The sequence below is a fragment of the Flagellimonas hymeniacidonis genome (genome assembly GCF_008040165.1).
Taxonomy (GTDB): Bacteria; Bacteroidota; Bacteroidia; order Flavobacteriales; family Flavobacteriaceae; genus Flagellimonas; species Flagellimonas hymeniacidonis.
Genome location: NZ_VRUR01000001.1, coordinates 321,056 through 338,956 on the forward strand (window position 1 = coordinate 321,056; position 17,901 = coordinate 338,956).

Consider the following 17,901-nt stretch of genomic DNA (forward strand, 5'->3'; position numbering starts at 1 on the left):
CATCGAGCGCCGTCGAGATGTCTTTTAAGATTTCTCTTCGTTATACCCGTTCGAAATGACAAACGGTAATTTGATGAAAGAATGAAGCAATACCACGACTTATTACAACATGTATTGGAATACGGAAACCAAAAAGGAGACCGCACGGGAACAGGAACCATGAGCGTTTTTGGTTATCAGATGCGGTTTGATCTATCCGAAGGTTTTCCCATGGTGACCACCAAAAAATTACATTTAAAATCCATTGTGCATGAATTGTTATGGTTTTTAAAGGGCGATACCAACGTTGGCTATCTGCAAGAAAATGGCGTGCGTATTTGGAATGAGTGGGCTGATGAAAATGGGGATTTGGGTCCGGTGTACGGACACCAATGGCGTAATTGGAACAGCGAAGAGATTGACCAGATCAAAGAAGTGATAGAAACCCTAAAAAACAATCCCAATAGCCGAAGAATGCTGGTCTCTGCCTGGAACCCCAGCGTATTGCCCGACACTTCAGTGTCTTTTTCTGAAAATGTGGCCCAAGGCAAAGCGGCCTTACCCCCCTGCCATGCTTTTTTTCAGTTTTATGTAGCTGATGGAAAACTCTCATGCCAACTCTACCAACGTAGTGCCGATATTTTTTTAGGCGTGCCCTTTAATATTGCCTCCTATGCCCTGTTTACCATGATGATGGCCCAAGTTTGTGGGTATGAGGCTGGAGATTTTATCCACACCTTTGGTGATGCACACATTTACAACAACCATATGGAACAGGTGGAGCTACAATTAAGCCGTGACCCACGTCCATTACCTACCATGAGGCTAAACCCTAGTGTACAAAACATTTTTGACTTTACTTTTGATGATTTTGAATTGCTGAATTATCATCCTCACCCGCATATTAAAGGGGTTGTGGCGGTGTAAAAAGCAGAATTGATTTAGGATATATGAACTAAAACATTTCATCTAAAACTATAACTACCAATCTATTATCAAATGGAAATAATAATTGGAATTTTAGGGTTAATTATTGCCGTTTTAACATTTTGGTACAGTTTCTATAAAAAACCTAAAGAAGAATTACTTCATTTAAAAGCACAGTTCAAAGCAACTCAGAAACTATCTGAAAATTTACAAGTTGAATTGGAAAATTATATTGCAAAAACCAATTCAGCTGACCAACCCATATTTCCCAACATTTCCTTTGGTTCGTATCTTAACGAAATGAAAGAATCTTATAAGGAAAATCTTTCTGACGAATTATATAACAAATTGGATAATTTAAATCTTTCGAAGAGTATCATTCAATCAATGATTGAAAGTCTTGAAACTCAATTCTCGGCATTGCAACAAATACAAATTGAGATAAAAATGCGTGGCAGATAGGATTCGAATTAAAACATTTGGACCTTATCCCCTCAAAACCACAATAATTCCTCTAATGGCTGATACAACTTGTTGAATTTCTCGTTGGGTAAAAGCTTCTTCTTCCACATAAAAGAACATTTCCACTCCCAAATCTAGAACATTGGCCAGTTCGGCTGGAGTGTTATAGCCTTCCTCAATGAGTTCTATTAGTTTCCTAAGTTGAGTTTTATCCAATATGCGGTCACTTTTTATCATTCACCGTAATAATCATTCAAAGGTGTAAAATCTTGTTCAAACCCGTAGCCCTATATATCGGTCAAAAGTATTAACTGGTTTTGGTTTAAGGGTCATAACAAATTGTGACTTTTGGTATATTTGATTTTCAAGTAAATAAACCTACCATCCCAAATATGAAAAAAGCATCATTGTTAATCTGCTGTCTAATCTATTCTATAAACAACAGCGCCCAATCCCAAATAGCGTACTTTCCGCAGGAACAATTAATCATAAATGATTGTATGGATGCTGATGATAAGAATGCATGTTTATATGATTTTTTCAAAACAAAAACACTACAAATACTTAATAGTAAAAAAAGCACAAAGCTCATATCCAATTTAAAAAAAGACACTATTACGGTAAATGGATCCCTATTTGTAAATATGGATGGTTCAGTAAAAAGAGAGTCCAGTAGTTTTATTGTATCGTATAAAAAATTAAGAAAGAAATTGGATTCCGATTTTTCAAAAATCCTTACGGACTTACCAAAATTTAAGGTTATCAATAAAAAACCAAAACGCATCAAAACGAAACACTCATTCTTCTACGAATTTGTGATTACCACTGATGATGATAAAATAACTCTTACACATATTCCGAATGAAGTAAAATACGAAGGTGGGGTAATTCAAGAAATTCCTGTATTTCCTGGATGTGAGGGTCTTATGGACAAAGAAAGCCGTATGTGTTTTCAATTTAAGATGCAGGAGCACATCAAAAACAACTTTAAATACCCCCTTGAAGCGCAAAAGCAAAGTATTTCAGGTAAGGTGTATATCATATTTAAGATTACAAAGGAGGGGAAGATTACGGATATAAGAACTCGAGGACCTCATCCTATTTTGGAACAGGAAGCAAGGCGGATTGTCAAATTATTGCCAGATATTGGGCCGGGAAGGCAGAATGGTAAAGCTGTAAATGTTCCTTTTTCCATACCCATTACATTTAAACTATAAAAAAACACCCAAGCTTTCACTTGGGTGCTCTTTTGCAAACAATTAAACTAATTTACCAATTTTCTTTTTCATGCTTGCTCAATGTGGAAGTTCCCTTTTCACTTTTATAGCATTGGAGAGGTCGTAAAAGCCATCCAGGTCAGCAACGTTCATTCCAGCTTTTAATCCGGTTAGGCCTTCCTCGTAGGTAATATGCCAGATAAAGCATACGCCAACTCTGGCAGCATCAAAATCTACGCCTTCAACGGCATCAATGGTTGGCGGCAAGCCTAGAATATTATTGTATTCGTCTGTAATCACCCAGCCTTGTTTTGATCCATTTAAATTGGAGTCATCTAAATAGATTCCACTTACCATATCTGGTGTACCATCTACTTTAAATACAAATGGACCTCCACCAATATACCCTGCATTTAATGCATTTCTGTTCACTGTTACAAAGTTCGAAAGGGCAAAATTACCTGACAGGTCATTCAAGTTCTGTCCGCCTTCCAATCCGGACAGTTCGCCAGAATAGGTCAGATGGAAGATATAGCATGAACCAACGCCAGCTCCATCAAAATCAACTCCTTTTACAGCATCCAAAGTCGGGGGCACTCCCAAAATGTTTTTGGAATCGTCTGTAATTACATAGGTTTGTGCCGCACCGTTAAGTTCTGAGTCATCCAAAGCAATGGCACTTACCATATCGGGCGTACCATCCACAACAAAGTTGTATGGCCCCCCAGAAAGCTTTCCTGCATTCAAGGCATTTCTGTTGACGGTTACAAAATTGGAAAGGGCAAAATTACCTGTCAGATCATTCAAATTCTGTCCGCCTTCCAATCCGGACAGTTCGCCAGAATAGGTCAGATGGAAGATATAGCATGAACCAACGCCAGCTCCATCAAAATCGACCCCTTTCACGGCATCCAAGGTTGGGGGAATACCTAAAATATTCTTGGAATCGTCCGTAATCACATAGGTCTGTGCATCACCAGTAAGTTCTGCGTCATCCAAAGCAATCGCGCTCACCATATCCGGTGTTCCGTCCACAACAAAGTTGTATGGACCCCCGGAAAGCGTTCCTGCATTTAATCCACTTCTGTTGACCGTTACAAAGTTGGAAAGGGCAAAATTACCCGATAAATCGTTCAAGTTCTCTCCACCTTTTAATCCAGACAACTCGCCAGAATAGGTCAAATGGAATATATAACAAGAACCTACGCCTGCTCCATCAAAATTGACACCCTTTACGGCATCCAAGGTTGGGGGAATCCCTAAAATATTTTTTGAATCATCTGTAATTACATAGGTCTGTGCGGCACCAGTAAGTTCTGCGTCATCCAAAGCAATGGCACTTACCATATCTGGCGTACCATCTACAACAAAGTTGTATGGGCCTCCTGAAAGGGTTCCCGCATTTAATCCACTTCTGTTGACCGTTACAAAGTTGGAAAGCGCAAAATTACCTGATAGATCATTCAAGTTCTGACCACCTTCCAATCCGGACAACTCGCCAGAATAGGTCAAATGAAATATGTAGCAGGAACCAACGCCTGCTCCATCAAAATCGACACCTTTTACAGCATCCAAAGTTGGGGGAGTCCCTAAAATATTTTTGGAATCGTCAGTGATCACATAGGTCTGTGTATCTCCATTAAGTTCCGCATCATCCAAGGCAATGGCGCTTACCATATCGGGTGTACCATCCACAACAAAGTTGTAAGGCCCTCCTGAAAGGGTTCCAGCATTTAGACCATTTCTAGTGACGGTCAATGAGTTGGAAAGTGCGTACTCTCCAGATAATCCACTCGTATTTGAATCTACATCCAATCCTTCCAGACCATCTTCGTAAACAATATGCCAAATAAGGCATACTCCCGCTCCAGCGGCATCAAAATTTACAGCCTGAACTGCATCAATGGTAGGTGGAAGTCCTAAAATGTTACCTGCATCGTCTGTAATAACGTACCCGCTATTGCTTCCAACTACGTTGTCCACATTCAAGCTAATTTCACTTACCATATCTGGAGTGCCATCTACGGTAAATGTATATGGTCCGCCGGAAAGTTCCCCAGCGTTCAGTTCCAGCACAGCTGGTGCTTCATCTGTATCTCCATCGCAGGAGAACAAAAATATTCCGATGCTTAATAGCATCAATACTGATTTTAAGTTCTTCATTTTCGTGTGTTTTTAAATTGTGTCACAAATAAATAGGGAAGTTGTTGCAGAAATATCACGTAAAAGTCAAAATTCATTACTCATTGATTATCAATGTTTTGAGATAAAAAACAGTGCTTTTTGTAAAGATTTGAATGAAAAACAGACTTTTTAGAAGGTATGCTATCAAAATTTTATAGCAAACGGTGAACTTTCCGTGATACTTTACATTTTAATTCGTTGCATCATGAAAAAAGTATTGATTGTTGAGGATGATATTGAAATCATTCGCCTTTTGGAAATACATCTTAAAGATTTGGGTTGCCAAGTCTTGACCGCTAACCGCGGAGATGTTGGACTACGGAAGGCCATCAATGAAAATCCTGACCTTATTATTTTGGATGTAATGCTACCGGAAATGGATGGGATTGAAATCTGCCAAAAAATAAGAGCACAAGAAATAAAATCCCCCATAATGATGCTTACCGCACGTTCTGAGGAGATAGATAAGGTATTGGGACTGGAAGTTGGGGCAGATGATTATTTGACCAAACCGTTTAGTGTTCGTGAATTTATTGCGCGCGTAAAAGCAATTTTTAGAAGGCAAAAAATGGATATTGAAGAGCCTTCCTCTGATCGAAACCATAAGCTGATGGAGTTTGATATCCTCTCCATTGACATTGATATGCGAAAAGTGCTTTTAGATGGCAAAAAAATAGAGCTTTCGCCAAAGGAATTTGAATTATTGGTGCTGTTATCCTCCAATCCGGGTAAAAGCTATGATCGCACAAAATTGTTGAATATGATCTGGGGTTACGATTTTAAAGGATATGAGCATACCGTGAATTCTCATATCAATCGGCTGCGATCCAAAATAGAACCTGATATGAGCAACCCGAAGTTTATATTAACCACCTGGGGTGTTGGCTACAAATTTAATGAAGAACTCATGGGAGTCTAACCAAACCAAAACTTATGAAAAATAGTATTCTCTCTGTTAGATTCATCTTAAAACTTACACTTTCTTTTTTGGCTATTATATTGTTGGCTGGCATCGGATACACTATTACCTCCATTTACCTTTCCAACAAATACTTTTACGAAACCACACAACGTTTGCATGCTAATCTCGCACAAGATCTTATTGAAGAAAAGTTCAGGGACACCCAACCTTTTGATTCTACAGGCACCGTAAACAAGGCCCTTTTTGGGGATATTATGCATGATATGATGGCCGTTAACCGGGCCATTGAAGTATACCTGCTCGATAATACCGGAAATGTGGAGTATTCCGTTGTGTTAGATCATGATGCTCCTGAAACGAAACAAAAGAAAGTAAATTTAGCACCCATTAAAAAGTTCATCAATGACAATGGGGGCAATTATATTCTTGGAGATGACCCCAAAGATTTATCCAAACAGACCATTTTTTCAGCAGCTCATTTTAACAAAGATGGGCATGAAGGTTATATCTATATTATTCTTGCAGGCGAAGATTTTTTAGCCACCCGTAGCGATTTGTTCAATAGTTATTTTATGCGCTTAGGACTAGGCGGCTCCATCTTAACCTTAGTATTTGCTACACTTTTGGGAATTTTGGCCATTTGGTATCTCACCAGAAGCCTAAGAAAGATTATTTATGCTGCAAAGCGTTTTCAAGAGGGGGATTTACGATATCGAATAGAAAATGCGGAAAAAACAGATTTGGCAAACGTGGCAAGCACCTATAATAGTATGGCAGATACTATTCTTTCCGACATTGAAAAAATAAAATCCGTAGAGCAGTTGCGTCAGGAACTTATTGCCAACATTTCACATGATCTAAGAACACCACTATCCATTATACAAGGCTATATTGAAACACTACACATGAAGGATGCTGAGCTATCAGCCGAAGAACGGGCTGAATATCTAAAAACAGTAATCCGAAGTAGTGAAAGGCTTTCCAAATTGGTCTCCCAGCTTTTTGAGTACTCCAAGCTGGAGGCCAATCAAATTCAGCCAGAAAAGGAACCTTTTTTAATCAGTGAATTGGCCAATGATATTCACAGGAATTATTCGCTAATGGCAGAGCAAAAAAACATTGATCTAAAATTATCCATGGCCGATAATATTCCTTTGGTTTTTGCTGATATCTCCCTTGTTGAACGCGCCATTCAAAACTTAATGGACAATGCCTTAAAATTTACTCCTGAAGGTGGTGATGTCACGGTTAAAATAGAGGCCGAGGAGGACCATGTGGAAATTACAATTAAAGACTCAGGCCCAGGAATCAAAAAGGATAATCAGGCGCTAATTTTTGAACGTTACCGCCAAACAAAAGCTGGTCAACAAAAAGAAGGTGCTGGTTTGGGGCTTGCCATTGTTAAAAAAATTATGGAAATCCATGATAGTAGAATTAAGGTGTTCAGCAAGCCTGAAGAAGGCACTTCCTTTAGCTTTAGCTTGCCTGTTTATGCCGTAAACTAAAGCATTATTCTTTATCTTTAAGGTGAAAAATGCGTCTATGATCCTTACCGATTCCCTTTTGGATTTCTTTCTAGAAACCCGAAAACACTCAGAAGACATCTGTGAGCCTCTGGAAATTGAAGACTACGTAGTACAGCCAGTAGTGGATGTGAGCCCTCCTAAATGGCATTTAGGCCATACCACATGGTTTTTTGAGGAGTTTATTTTAAAACCGTACGCTAAAGACTACACTGTTTTCGATGAAGATTTTTCCTTTGTTTTTAATAGTTACTATGAAACCGTTGGCAAAAGGGTTGTTCGTTCCGACAGGGGAAATTTGTCCCGCCCTTCGGTAAAAAAAATATATGAATACCGAGCTTATGTAACAGAGGGGATAAAAACACTTTTTGAAGCCAAATCCAACAAAGAGCTCAACTCGCTGCTGGAAATTGGGATTCATCACGAAAAACAGCATCAGGAGCTATTGCTTTCTGACATCAAATACATTCTTGGAAACAATCCACTGTTGCCAAGCTACTCTGGGGAGTTTAAAGACCATCCCATTGAAACGCATCAACAAGATTGGATCACGCTTGAAGAAGGTATTTATGAGATTGGGCATAATACAGAAGATTTTTGTTACGACAATGAACAAGGAAGACATAAAGTGTTTCTTCATGGTTTTGAAATATCCAATAAACTGATTACCAATGGAGAGTTCATGGCGTTCATGGAGGATGGCGGATATCAACGTTTTGATATTTGGCATGCGGAAGGATGGGATTGGGTAAATCAAAATGAAATAACTGCTCCTTTGTATTGGCACAATATTGATGGAAATTGGTTTCATTATACTGCACAGGGACTTCAAAAAGTTACGAATGATGCCCCTTTAGCGCATGTTTCCTATTTTGAAGCATTTGCTTATGCGCAATGGTCTGGACATCGATTGCCAACGGAATTTGAATGGGAGGCGGCCCAAGCATTTTTTCCATGGGGAAAACGCTGGGAATGGACAGAGAGTGCTTACCTGCCCTACCCCAATTACCAAAAACCAGATGGCGCCTTGGGCGAATACAATGGAAAATTTATGGTAAACCAGAAAGTATTGCGCGGAGGTTCGGTAGCAACCCCAATAAAACACACCAGACATACCTATAGAAACTTTTTTCACCCCCAATTAAGATGGCAATTCACCGGTTTAAGGTTGGCCAAATAATTACGACATAACCACTATGCAAAACAATGAAATCTCAACCTTTACCTCAGTCTTTGAGCAAGAGGTCTATGAAGGCTTGACCACACACCCCAAACACTTATCCTCCAAATACTTTTATGATGAAATAGGAGATAAATTGTTTCAAGATATTATGGCCATGCCAGAATACTATCTTACAGATTGTGAATTTGATATTCTGGAAGAGCATAAAGAGACCATTGCCAAACTCTTTGGAAAAAATGGAGAACCCTTTAGTCTATTTGAACTAGGTGCTGGAGATGGCAAAAAAACAAAGGTCTTGCTAAGACACTTTATTCAAAACAACATTTCTTTTGACTATAGACCGATTGATATCAGTCAAAATGCGCTAGATCAGTTGGAAGATGCCTTAAACCATGAAATTCCAGAATTACAGATAAACACCTTGCAGGGCACCTATTTTGAAACCTTGCGGGCCATTGGGGATAGTAATGGAAGAAGGAAAGTTATTCTTTTCCTTGGATCCAACATTGGTAATTTATTGCATCCACAGGCGGTGGAGTTTTTAAAAAACATGAAAGATTCCATCAACCCAGATGATTTAATTTTCATGGGATTTGACCAAAAAAAGAACCCACAGACCATTTTAGATGCCTATAATGACAAAACGGGAATAACGGAAGCTTTCAACAAAAACATACTGGCCCGTATTAACAAGGAAATGGGTGGGAATTTTATTTTAGATAAGTTCTTGCATTGGGAAGTCTATGACCCAGAAACGGGTACGGCAAAGAGTTATCTGGTATCAAAAGAGAAGCAAACCGTCTCTATTGAAAGTTTGGCCTTAAAAATACGTCTTAATGCATGGGAAACCATTCATACAGAAATTTCCCAAAAATACGATGATGCTGTTGTGCAATGGTTAGCGGAACAAGCTGGACTCAAAATTGTAACTGAGTTTACGGATGCAGCGCAGCAGTATAAAAACTATGTATTTAAAAAATAACTTATGAAAGCAATTTGGAACAACACTGTTATAGCTGAAAGTAACGATACTGTGATGGTAGAAAACAATCACTATTTTCCAGAAGACAGTATTAAAAAAGAATATTTTAAACTTAGCGACACCCACACTACTTGTCCGTGGAAAGGGGTTGCATCTTATTACTCTTTAGAAGTAGATGGAAAAGAAAATACCGATGCAGCTTGGTTTTATCCTGAGACCAGCGAGCTTGCAAAAGGCATTAAGGGTAGAGTAGCTTTTTGGAAAGGAGTCACCATTGAAGACTAATCTCCAATGGTGACTGTGGTTTTTTAGATGTCTAGAACAGCGTTTTCTGTTCCAGCATAATCGTTCCATTGAAAACGATCTGCTTCTACATCATTGCTATAGGTATCATCAATTAGATATCTAAACTCGTAGGTGTTCTCTTTGGGAAGTTCAAAAGTTCCTTTGAATGTTCCGTTTTTAAGTTTTCTCAAAGTACTCCCTTTTGGGTTCCAATTGTTGAAATCACCAACAACTGCTACTTTCTTTGCTTCTTCTGCTGGTACTGTAAAGGTAACTTTACAAACCGGCTTACTTTTTAGGTATTGTTTTTTTATTGCCATGGTCTTCTAATTTTGTGTTTAAAATCAACAGCAAAGCAATACATAAAACGGCTTACTTACAATAAGTTAAGGTCGATTTATCAAATTGATAAAATGCACCTAACAATAGGGTTACTTTTATAAAATAATGGTTTGTTTTTTTCAAAAAAACGATATTATAGGGCTAGGAATTAAGCATATCTACAATGGCATCAACCTCATTTTCGGTGTTATAGAAGTGAAAACTTAATCGAATTCCGCTTCCGCGTTGTACACAGACCACATTTTCTTGAATAAGTTTGTGGTACACCTGTTTATCCCCCTTAATATTGAAAATGGTACTATGCCCCTTTCTTTCGATTACTTCTTTTTCTAATAAACCCAAGGATGAAAACGCGGACTTGGCCTTATTGGACAATTCGTTTAAATGATTTTCAATATGATTTAGACCTATACTCTCTAAAAAACTTAGGGAGAATTTTAGGCTTCCAAAGTTCAAGGAATCCAAGTGACCTGGTTCTAGGTATTTGCAAAAAGGGATTTCTTCTCTTTTGGTAATATCTCTATCCACAGAGCCATTTCCAATAAATTTAAGGTCAAACCGCTTCTTTGCTTCTTCTTTCACCAACATAAAACCATTGCCATAGCCCGACAAAAGCCACTTATATGCGCTCGCTCCAAGAACATCAATTGCTGAATCTTGAAAACTGAATCTCTGAGTGCCGCAAAATTGGGTGCCATCAACAATAATCAAAAGGTTTGGATATTCTTTTTTTAAAGAACTTAAAAAGTTCAAATCTATTTTTATTCCATTTAACCACTGCACAACGCTTAAAGCCAAAACATCAATGTTGCCCTTTTTTACCTTTTCATAGATTTTATCCTCTAGATATTCATCAATTTCAACATACTCCCTATTAAAATTACGTGTTTCAAAGGGCCAGTTCAAAGACGGGTAATCATTGTTTAGTAAGAGTATATTTTGGTTTTTGGGCAACCCCTCTAGCAGCATATTTAACCCCAGGGTAAAATTTGGCACTAAGGCAACATTATCTGATTTGCAATCAAAAAAATCTCCAACCGCTTTTCTAATGGTGAACATTTCCTCAAAATTTTTCGCCTTCATTTCACTACCACCGATCAAATAGTCCAAATCATGCTCTTGTCTCCATTCCATCAAATCTTCATATAGCAATCCTGTGGCAGCTGTATTTGCATAAATACATTGCTTTAGTACAGGAAATTTATTTCTTAAGTTTTGCATCACTTATGTATTGGGTCTAATTGAATTATATTTGTTGTTAAAGATAGCCATTCAATGTTATCCAAAAAGAAACAAGAACCTCCTGTTGCTATAGAGCAGCACGAACTTTTAGAAAATGCCCAAAAGCGCATTCGGCAGAAAAAAAAGTTGTTTTCGCATTTTGTTATTTTTCTGATTGGAAGTGTTTTTTTGGTCCTAATCAACAAGATTTTAAAGTATGGCGAAGCTTACGACTGGTTTATTTGGGCCATTCTTTTATGGGCCTTTTTGTTCTTGATGCATGCCTTTAATGTTTTCGTTACGCAACGCTTTATGGGTCAGGCTTGGGAACGCCAACAACGTGAAAAACTGGTGAGTAAACAAAAACAGCGCATCTCTGAAATACAAAAGGAAATAGAAACGGATTTTCCACTTTCCAAAATCAATAAAAAAAAAGAGTAGTGAGGCAATTAATTATTATTGCAGCAGCCGGAGAAAACAACGCGCTTGGTATAAACAACGACCTTCCCTGGCATCTTCCTGATGATTTTAAGCGGTTTAAAGCCTTGACCACAGGCCATAAGATTATTATGGGCCGCAAAACCTTAGAAAGTTTTCCAAAGGCATTGCCCAACCGTGAGCATATTGTAATTACGCGGGATACTAATTACACCCCAAAGTTTCCTTGCACTGTGGTTCATTCTATTGAAAATGCCATTGCGCTAGTAAATCCTAGTGCGTCCGCCTATATTATTGGGGGTGGCGAAATTTACAAACAAGCTATGGCATTTGCAACGGACATTGAGCTAACTCGAATTCATGATTCTTTTGAGGCGGATACTTTTTTTCCTGAAATTGATGAGACCCAATGGGAATTGGTGAAAGAAGAGTACCATTCAAAGGATGAAAGGCACAAACATGATTTTACCTACCGCTCTTACAAAAGAAAGTAAGTACTAGAAATCCAAAAATTCAACTTGAACAGCAGGCCCTTCTACCATAGAAGAAAGGATATCTAGGTTTAGGTTGGAATAGAATTTATGAAAATTGGTCGGACTTGTTTGGGCATCCATATGATTTCTCTCCAAAATTGTTTTGGTTTGTCTTGCAACGGCTGCTCCAGAGTCAATAATATTAATTTGGGTCGGTAGTATTTCACGTAACAATGGAATTAAGTATGGATAATGTGTACAGCCCAACACAAGACAATCAATATCCCGTTCCAACATTGGGTCTAAATACTTTTTTAGTAAGTCTTTTGTGATGCTTGAATTTAGCTTTCCAGCTTCTATCAATTCTACCAATCCCGTACCTTCCTGTTCATGCACCGTAATACCCTCTGCAAACATTTTTGAGGTACTGTTGAACAAACTACTGGAAAGTGTTCCTTTGGTCGCTAAAATGCCTACATTTTTGGTTTTTGTCTGTAGAGCAGCTGGTTTTATAGCCGGTTCAATACCAATAAAGGGGACTTTATAATGTGCGCGAAGATGATCAATAGCATTCGTTGTTGCCGTATTGCAAGCAACTACAATGAGTTTGCATTCTTTTTGAAGTAAAAGTTCTGTGTTTTTTATGCTCAACCGGAGTATTTCTTCTTCGGACTTTGCGCCATACGGGGCATTCTTGCTATCTGCGAGATAAATTGTGCTTTCGTTGGGGAGTAAGTTCTGTATTTCCCTCCAAATTGATGTTCCGCCAACACCTGAATCAAAAATACCAATGGGTTGTTGCATGTTCAAAAATAGATACTAATACTAGAAAATAAAAAACCGCTTTTTCCAAAAGAGAAAGCGGTTATAATATTGTTAGTGTAAAAGTGTTAGAATCCTAGTTCTTGTTTTACAGATGGTAGCAAGTCTTTTCCCTTAGCAACAATTAGGCTAAGTCCTGGGCTTGCATCTACAACATAGTCGAAGCCTTGCGCTGCAGCTACTTTTTCTATGGCTGCTTTTGCCTTGTCAGAGATTGGCGCATACAATTCTTGTTGTTTCTTTTGCATCTCTTGTACGGCTGCTTGCTCAGCTTCCTGGATATTTTTTTCAAATCCTTGAAGTTCTACGGCTCTTTTCTGATTTTCTTCTTCAGATTTTGAAGTAGCTTCATTGGAGTATTGGGTGTATTTGTTCTTAAGTTCTGTCATTGAACTCTCTATGTCCGCTCTATACGTTTCCTGCAATTTTTTAAGCTCGGCCTGGGCAGCTTTCATCTCCGGCATTTCAGACAATAATTGCTGTACGTTAATGTGTGCAACCTTACTTTGTGCGTTTACAAAACTTGTAGCCGCAACAAACAAAATTAGTGCCACAGCAATCTTCTTTACATTTTTCATGATTCTAAGTTACTATTTGAGTGTTAATTTTAGTGTTTCAATATTTATTGTTGTATTGAATCCTTTTCTTGTTCTTGAGCTTTTTTACGTTCTTCTAATTTAGCGTCTCGTTTGGCAGCTCGTTCTTCCAATAATTTTTGTCTTCTTGCTTCATATGCCTTCTTTCGCTCTTCCCGCAATCTTAACTGTTCTGCTCTTCTGTCTTCAGCACTTTTAGCTTTGGCATTCTTTGCATCCTCGGCTTTAGCCTGTCGTTCTTTTAGCGCCTCACTAATTTCCTTATCAGTTCCTGCCTCCTCTTCTTGAAACTTATCTAGTCGGCTTTTTTGCTTCTCCTTTTTATTGGATTTGCTCACCTTCCTTGTCCGAGCTATCTCCCTTAAAACCAAGTCACTGATATCGTGTCTTTTTTCGGAGTACAACATTACAACATCTGCCGATTTATCAAAAATAAAATCGTATCTTTTATTTCCACCTATTTTTTGGACTTCGTTGAACACTTGGTCTTGAATAGGCTGAATCAAAAGCTGTTTTTGTAATACTAAATCTCCCTGAGGACCAAAACGGTCCTGTTGATAATCCAGCATTTCTTTTTCCAAAATTTCTATTTCCTCCTCACGTTCCGCAATTAACTCATCTGTTAAAAGCACTTTCTCAGCCATTAAATCCTTCCTCATTTGCTCAACAACACTTTGTTTAAGCTCAATCTCTTGTTTCCATTTTTGGGCTTTTGTGTTTAATTGCTCCGTTGCTTCTCTATATTCTTCTACACTTTCAAGAATATACTCCATGTCTACATATCCTATACGAACCCCTCTTTGAGAGAAACCGTTGTAAGACATCATCAAAACAATTAATGACAATAGAACTTTGGTCTTCATTTTTGATTCCGCTTTTTACAAAGAAAATATCGTGCCAAAATAACTAAATAATTTAAAATGAGCTATTTAGATGTTTTAATGGTGGTATTTTCCTCCAGTTAAAATTGTTGCCCGATGATGAAGTGCGTTTGCCAGCCGCTTGGCCCAATTGATCCTGGTCTGGCATCTGTGTCAAATCCATAACCGAAATCAATTCCCAAGAGACCAAATGCCGGCATAAAAATACGTAGCCCCACTCCGGCAGATCTTTTTAATTCAAACGGATTATACTCATTAAAATTGTTAAACGCGTTTCCTGCTTCCAAAAAAGAAAGTGCATAGATAGATGCTGATGGTTTTAGGGTAAGCGGGTAACGCAGTTCCAAAGAGAACTTATTGTAAATAGTTCCCCCATCTTGCTCCTGTCTGTTTGTTATTGGATTTGTAATAAAAGGAGTCAAAGAACTATTCTCATATCCTCTTAATTGGATTACATCCCTTCCATCCAGAGTAAAGTTACCCAGTCCATCTCCACCAACAAAGAAACGTTCAAAAGGTACATTACCTATATCATTGTTATAGCTTCCTAAAAAGCCAAATTCCGCATTGGAACGCAATACCAGTTTATCGACCAATCTTGTATACCAATCTCCTTTAAATTTAATTTTGTAGAATTCCAGTAGCTTAAAGCGCTCTTCCTCCAACCTTTCCAGTTCGTCGCTAAGTTCTGCGAATTCCAATTGCTCTTCAATGTTCGCTGGGGTTGCACCAATCTCAAAAAGTCTTTCGGTAGTTTCATCTATTCTAGTTCTTATCCCCTTGAAGTCTTTCTTTCCAAAAAGGGAATATGGGGGTGTAAACTTTGCGGTTAGTTCAAAATTAGATCCCGTCAAAGGAAAAATTCTACTTGGCCCCTGAGAACTTCTTGATATTCCGAAGGTATAGCTTAGTGAATTGGAACTACCATTACCAAAATTAAAAAGTCCGTTGTTGAAATCGTTAAAATCATACAACTGATAACTCAAGGAATGTGAAATGGTGAAGAAATCATCTGGCCATTGTACTCTTTTTGCAAGACCTGCCGAAATCCCGGTGATGGAGAATCCCCTATCCTTATCCACATCTAACCTACCCTGATTGTTAAAATTGGTAGCAAACTGCTGGGTTCTTGATAATGAAAGATTAAATCTAACAGGTTTTTTACCACCCAACCAAGGTTCAGCAAAATTTAAACTATATACTCGAAATGTTCTACTGGCTTGTAAACGGAGGGCAAAAGTTTGCCCATCACCCATAGGAACGGGTTTATATGCCTCTCCTTTAAAAATATTTCTTAACGAAAAATTACTAAAAGACAATCCGAGCGTTCCAATGAAACCGCCTCCACCAAAACCACCTTGGAGTTCTATTTGACTGGAACCGGATTCCACCAAACTATATTTTATATCTACAGTACCTGCATTGGGGTCTGGATTCTGAATATCGGGAACAATCTGTTCTGCATCAAAAAATCCTAACTGCCCCAACTCACGAATACTCCTTACAATATTATCCTTGCTGTACTTTTGACCTGGTCTTGTGCGCAATTCCCTGAAAATTACGTGGTCATTGGTTTTATCGTTACCAGATACGGTTACATGATCTAAAAAGGTTTCTTTCCCTTCAATAATCCGTATTTCAAAATTTATGGTATCATTAATAGCAGAAACCTCAACTGGGTTTATGCTTGAAAATAGGTATCCGTTGTTTTGATAGAGATTGGTTAAATCTTCACCATCTGGTTTGGAGTCATCGGCAATTCGCTTTTTTAGCAATACCCCATTGTAGGTAGCACCCTTGCGAATTCCTAATACTTGACTTAGTTGCCTGTCAGTATACACGGAGTTACCAACAAAGTTAATGTCCCCAAAATAATATTTGTCACCTTCTTCAACACTTATTTTTAGGTCAATATTGTTTTCATCAACTTTTACAAAAGTGTCGGATAAAACCCGGGCATCTCGATAACCTCTTTCCGCATAGGCATCAACCAAACTGGAAAGGTCCTCCTTATAATCATCCTCTATATACTTGGACTTCTTCCAAATGCGGTAAAACTTTTTCTTCTTTGTTTTCTTTAATGATTTTGCCAATCTTTTGTCCGTAAGCTTCTCATTTCCTTCAAAAACAATCTTTCTGATTTTTACCTTACCACCCTTTTTTACATTGATGACCATGCTTTGGGAGTTGGTTCCCGAGGTATCTGCTGCAGTCGCGATGCTTACTTTGGCATTTAAAAAACCCTGTTTTTTATATTTATTTTGAAGGTAATTTTTGGTGTTGGCAATTAAGCTTTCCGTAATTTTTTTGCCCTTTTTAAGGTCTGTATCATTAAGAATGTCTTCAACTTTACGCTTTTTAACCCCATAAACCGTAACATTGGAAAGTGTTGGGCGTTCTAAAACGCTCAGTTCTAAAAATATATTATCGCCTTCAATTTTAGTGTAGTAGAACTCCACATTACTGAACAGTTCCAGGCTCCATAATTTTTTTATAACTCCACTAAGTTCATCCCCGGGAACGGTTATGGGTTGTCCTACTCGCAGTCCAGTATAGGTTTTTACCGTTTGTTCATTGTAACTTTGAAGACCAGTTACCGACAAACCTCCTAAAATATACGTCTTTCCATCCTCAAAGGAAGTTTCCTGAGCGAAGCCTTGGTTTACGAAAAGAAGTAGAAGGAGTAGTTTTAGGTATGGTTGTATGGAAGTTTTTATGTCTTTAATTGAGTTGTTCGCTAGTTTTTCCAAATCGTCGTTCTCTATTTTGGTAACTTAATATTGCCTCTACCAAATGATGCTCACTAAAATCGGGCCAAAATACATTAATAAAATATAATTCAGCGTATGCAATCTGCCAAAGTAAAAAATTGCTTATCCTATGTTCCCCACTGGTACGGATAAGCAAGTCCACGTCTGGCAAAAAATGCGTGTAAAGATGAGTATTTATAACGGCTTCGTCAATATTTTCAGGTGAAATTATATTATTTTTAACTTTGAGACTAATCTCCTTAACGGCAGTTTTTATTTCCTCCCTTGAGCCATAACTTAGTGCAAGAGTCAGTGTAGTGCCTGTATTTTTAGATGTTTTTAAAATAACCTCGGCCAATTCTTTTTGGGCCTTGGAAGGAAGGGTATCTATTTTACCTATGGCATTTAACTTAATGTTGTTTTTGTTAAGTGTTTTCAATTCTTTTCTAAGGGAAGCCACCAACAGTTTCATTAAGGTATCCACTTCTATTTTAGGGCGATTCCAATTCTCCGTAGAAAATGCATAAAGGGTAAGAAACTGAATTTGAAGCTTTGCGCAGTTTTCAACGGTCTTTCTAACCGCCTCTACTCCATTTTCGTGGCCAAAAACCCTAAGTTTACCCCGTTGCTTGGCCCACCTGCCATTACCATCCATGATAACAGCAACATGTTTTGGAAGTTTATTTTTGTCTAGGTCCTCTAAAGTGTACATTT

At 38.1% G+C, this 17,901-nt stretch carries 19 protein-coding genes; 10 read left to right on the plus strand and 9 right to left on the minus strand.

All coding sequences use genetic code 11. The features are described 5' to 3' along the window. Nucleotides 1–81: 81 nt before the first annotated feature. Together FVB32_RS01480 and FVB32_RS01485 are read left to right on the plus strand one after the other, a co-directional pair. Nucleotides 82–906 (plus strand): thymidylate synthase, encoded by an 825-nt coding sequence (locus FVB32_RS01480; RefSeq protein WP_147740819.1) that lies wholly within the window; start codon nucleotides 82–84, stop codon nucleotides 904–906. A gap of 72 nt (nucleotides 907–978) precedes the next feature. Continuing rightward, nucleotides 979–1,368: a hypothetical protein gene (locus FVB32_RS01485; protein ID WP_147740820.1), complete on the plus strand. Its 390-nt coding sequence runs from the start codon at nucleotides 979–981 to the stop codon at nucleotides 1,366–1,368. Nucleotides 1,369–1,392: 24 nt separating this feature from the next. Here the strand turns inward: FVB32_RS01485 and FVB32_RS01490 are convergent, their stop codons facing one another. Further along, a complete protein-coding gene (locus FVB32_RS01490; protein ID WP_147740821.1) occupies nucleotides 1,393–1,584 on the minus strand; it encodes a hypothetical protein in 192 nt (63 codons plus the stop codon). A gap of 176 nt (nucleotides 1,585–1,760) precedes the next feature. Between FVB32_RS01490 and FVB32_RS01495 the strand changes: the two genes are divergently transcribed. Beyond that, entirely contained in the window at nucleotides 1,761–2,585 is an 825-nt protein-coding gene (locus FVB32_RS01495) for an energy transducer TonB (protein ID WP_147740822.1), read from the plus strand. 78 nt (nucleotides 2,586–2,663) lie between these two features. On the opposite strand, the gene FVB32_RS01500 is transcribed toward FVB32_RS01495, so the two are convergent. Beyond that, nucleotides 2,664–4,748, minus strand: a complete 2,085-nt coding sequence (locus tag FVB32_RS01500; protein ID WP_246139809.1) for a hypothetical protein — start codon at nucleotides 4,746–4,748, stop codon at nucleotides 2,664–2,666. Nucleotides 4,749–4,974: 226 nt separating this feature from the next. Here FVB32_RS01500 and FVB32_RS01505 point away from each other — a divergent pair, with 226 nt between their 5' ends. From FVB32_RS01505 to FVB32_RS01525, 5 genes are read left to right on the plus strand one after another with little or no spacing between them, the layout of a single operon-like run. Further along, on the plus strand, nucleotides 4,975–5,688 hold the full coding sequence (locus FVB32_RS01505; RefSeq protein ID WP_147740823.1) for a response regulator transcription factor: 714 nt from the start codon (nucleotides 4,975–4,977) through the stop codon (nucleotides 5,686–5,688). A gap of 14 nt (nucleotides 5,689–5,702) precedes the next feature. Beyond that, nucleotides 5,703–7,196, plus strand: a complete 1,494-nt coding sequence (locus tag FVB32_RS01510; protein ID WP_147740824.1) for a sensor histidine kinase — start codon at nucleotides 5,703–5,705, stop codon at nucleotides 7,194–7,196. A gap of 37 nt (nucleotides 7,197–7,233) precedes the next feature. Beyond that, entirely contained in the window at nucleotides 7,234–8,394 is a 1,161-nt protein-coding gene (gene egtB, locus FVB32_RS01515; protein ID WP_147740825.1) for an ergothioneine biosynthesis protein EgtB, read from the plus strand. Nucleotides 8,395–8,410: 16 nt separating this feature from the next. Continuing rightward, nucleotides 8,411–9,379, plus strand: coding sequence for an L-histidine N(alpha)-methyltransferase (locus tag FVB32_RS01520; RefSeq protein ID WP_147740826.1), 969 nt, complete (start codon nucleotides 8,411–8,413; stop codon nucleotides 9,377–9,379). Between the two features lie 3 nt (nucleotides 9,380–9,382). Then, nucleotides 9,383–9,664, plus strand: a complete 282-nt coding sequence (locus FVB32_RS01525) for a DUF427 domain-containing protein (RefSeq protein ID WP_147740827.1) — start codon at nucleotides 9,383–9,385, stop codon at nucleotides 9,662–9,664. Between the two features lie 23 nt (nucleotides 9,665–9,687). Here the strand turns inward: FVB32_RS01525 and FVB32_RS01530 are convergent, their stop codons facing one another. After that, a complete protein-coding gene (locus tag FVB32_RS01530; RefSeq protein ID WP_147740828.1) occupies nucleotides 9,688–9,984 on the minus strand; it encodes an isoamylase early set domain-containing protein in 297 nt (98 codons plus the stop codon). A 163-nt stretch (nucleotides 9,985–10,147) separates the two neighbouring features. Then, nucleotides 10,148–11,227: an aminotransferase class V-fold PLP-dependent enzyme gene (locus FVB32_RS01535; RefSeq protein ID WP_147740829.1), complete on the minus strand. Its 1,080-nt coding sequence runs from the start codon at nucleotides 11,225–11,227 to the stop codon at nucleotides 10,148–10,150. 54 nt (nucleotides 11,228–11,281) lie between these two features. Here FVB32_RS01535 and FVB32_RS01540 point away from each other — a divergent pair, with 54 nt between their 5' ends. Together FVB32_RS01540 and FVB32_RS01545 are read left to right on the plus strand one after the other, a co-directional pair. After that, nucleotides 11,282–11,668 (plus strand): 2TM domain-containing protein, encoded by a 387-nt coding sequence (locus FVB32_RS01540; RefSeq protein WP_147740830.1) that lies wholly within the window; start codon nucleotides 11,282–11,284, stop codon nucleotides 11,666–11,668. Continuing rightward, nucleotides 11,668–12,159, plus strand: coding sequence for a dihydrofolate reductase (locus tag FVB32_RS01545; RefSeq protein ID WP_147740831.1), 492 nt, complete (start codon nucleotides 11,668–11,670; stop codon nucleotides 12,157–12,159). The genes FVB32_RS01540 and FVB32_RS01545 overlap by 1 nt, the downstream gene beginning before the upstream one ends. Before the next feature lie 3 nt (nucleotides 12,160–12,162). On the opposite strand, the gene murI is transcribed toward FVB32_RS01545, so the two are convergent. From murI to FVB32_RS01570, 5 genes are all read right to left on the minus strand, one after another. Continuing rightward, on the minus strand, nucleotides 12,163–12,942 hold the full coding sequence (murI, locus tag FVB32_RS01550) for a glutamate racemase (protein ID WP_147740832.1): 780 nt from the start codon (nucleotides 12,940–12,942) through the stop codon (nucleotides 12,163–12,165). An 86-nt stretch (nucleotides 12,943–13,028) separates the two neighbouring features. Continuing rightward, nucleotides 13,029–13,538, minus strand: a complete 510-nt coding sequence (locus FVB32_RS01555; RefSeq protein ID WP_147740833.1) for an OmpH family outer membrane protein — start codon at nucleotides 13,536–13,538, stop codon at nucleotides 13,029–13,031. A 44-nt stretch (nucleotides 13,539–13,582) separates the two neighbouring features. Next, on the minus strand, nucleotides 13,583–14,419 hold the full coding sequence (locus FVB32_RS01560) for an OmpH family outer membrane protein (protein ID WP_147740834.1): 837 nt from the start codon (nucleotides 14,417–14,419) through the stop codon (nucleotides 13,583–13,585). Nucleotides 14,420–14,517: 98 nt separating this feature from the next. Beyond that, nucleotides 14,518–17,187 (minus strand): BamA/OMP85 family outer membrane protein, encoded by a 2,670-nt coding sequence (locus FVB32_RS01565; protein WP_147740835.1) that lies wholly within the window; start codon nucleotides 17,185–17,187, stop codon nucleotides 14,518–14,520. Beyond that, a complete protein-coding gene (locus tag FVB32_RS01570; protein ID WP_147740836.1) occupies nucleotides 17,159–17,899 on the minus strand; it encodes an isoprenyl transferase in 741 nt (246 codons plus the stop codon). The genes FVB32_RS01565 and FVB32_RS01570 overlap by 29 nt, the downstream gene beginning before the upstream one ends. Nucleotides 17,900–17,901 lie beyond the last annotated feature (2 nt).

What these genes read in the sequence shown, in the direction of transcription:
- FVB32_RS01500 (WP_246139809.1), bottom strand. Translation starts at nt 4,748, where the DNA reads ATGAAGAACTTAAAATCAGTATTGATGCTATTAAGCATCGGAATATTT.
- murI (WP_147740832.1), bottom strand. Translation starts at nt 12,942, where the DNA reads ATGCAACAACCCATTGGTATTTTTGATTCAGGTGTTGGCGGAACATCA.
- egtB (WP_147740825.1), top strand. Translation starts at nt 7,234, where the DNA reads ATGATCCTTACCGATTCCCTTTTGGATTTCTTTCTAGAAACCCGAAAA.
- FVB32_RS01530 (WP_147740828.1), bottom strand. Translation starts at nt 9,984, where the DNA reads ATGGCAATAAAAAAACAATACCTAAAAAGTAAGCCGGTTTGTAAAGTT.
- FVB32_RS01480 (WP_147740819.1), top strand. Translation starts at nt 82, where the DNA reads ATGAAGCAATACCACGACTTATTACAACATGTATTGGAATACGGAAAC.
- FVB32_RS01505 (WP_147740823.1), top strand. Translation starts at nt 4,975, where the DNA reads ATGAAAAAAGTATTGATTGTTGAGGATGATATTGAAATCATTCGCCTT.
- FVB32_RS01555 (WP_147740833.1), bottom strand. Translation starts at nt 13,538, where the DNA reads ATGAAAAATGTAAAGAAGATTGCTGTGGCACTAATTTTGTTTGTTGCG.
- FVB32_RS01560 (WP_147740834.1), bottom strand. Translation starts at nt 14,419, where the DNA reads ATGAAGACCAAAGTTCTATTGTCATTAATTGTTTTGATGATGTCTTAC.
- FVB32_RS01535 (WP_147740829.1), bottom strand. Translation starts at nt 11,227, where the DNA reads ATGCAAAACTTAAGAAATAAATTTCCTGTACTAAAGCAATGTATTTAT.
- FVB32_RS01525 (WP_147740827.1), top strand. Translation starts at nt 9,383, where the DNA reads ATGAAAGCAATTTGGAACAACACTGTTATAGCTGAAAGTAACGATACT.
- FVB32_RS01510 (WP_147740824.1), top strand. Translation starts at nt 5,703, where the DNA reads ATGAAAAATAGTATTCTCTCTGTTAGATTCATCTTAAAACTTACACTT.
- FVB32_RS01485 (WP_147740820.1), top strand. Translation starts at nt 979, where the DNA reads ATGGAAATAATAATTGGAATTTTAGGGTTAATTATTGCCGTTTTAACA.
- FVB32_RS01520 (WP_147740826.1), top strand. Translation starts at nt 8,411, where the DNA reads ATGCAAAACAATGAAATCTCAACCTTTACCTCAGTCTTTGAGCAAGAG.
- FVB32_RS01495 (WP_147740822.1), top strand. Translation starts at nt 1,761, where the DNA reads ATGAAAAAAGCATCATTGTTAATCTGCTGTCTAATCTATTCTATAAAC.
- FVB32_RS01540 (WP_147740830.1), top strand. Translation starts at nt 11,282, where the DNA reads ATGTTATCCAAAAAGAAACAAGAACCTCCTGTTGCTATAGAGCAGCAC.
- FVB32_RS01570 (WP_147740836.1), bottom strand. Translation starts at nt 17,899, where the DNA reads ATGTACACTTTAGAGGACCTAGACAAAAATAAACTTCCAAAACATGTT.